This window comes from Psychrobacter sp. (assembly GCF_036731945.1).
Taxonomy (GTDB): domain Bacteria; phylum Pseudomonadota; class Gammaproteobacteria; order Pseudomonadales; family Moraxellaceae; genus Psychrobacter.
In genome coordinates this window covers 1-296 of record NZ_DAINDI010000020.1, presented here as the reverse complement: position 1 = coordinate 296, position 296 = coordinate 1, and the positions used below count along the sequence as shown (strand labels likewise).

The 296-nt window shown below is 48.6% G+C and carries 1 protein-coding gene; it reads left to right on the top strand.

All coding sequences use genetic code 11. The features are described 5' to 3' along the window. On the top strand, window positions 1-296 hold a 296-nt coding region (gpJ, locus tag V7D75_RS05710; protein ID WP_333613775.1), incomplete at both ends, for a TipJ family phage tail tip protein.

Genomic DNA, 296 nt, shown 5'->3' with positions numbered 1-296 from the left:
CCAGTATCATGCTGGACGGCACGCCACTACTGGATGCTGACGGCAATCCAAACTTTGAAAACGTCGAATGGGAAATCCGCAACGGCACGGTTGATCAAACGCACATCGCAGGGTTGCCAAGCCTTAGTAGTGAGATTGGTATTGGTACGATACTTCGCAGCGGTACGCCGTGGATTCGCACCATCACCAATACCCAATTATCGAGTGCTAACGTTAATGTGTCTTGGTCGCGACTAAGCGAAACTACAGACAAATTTGACGTCATTGGTACCAAAGTCGATTATGCAATTGACGTG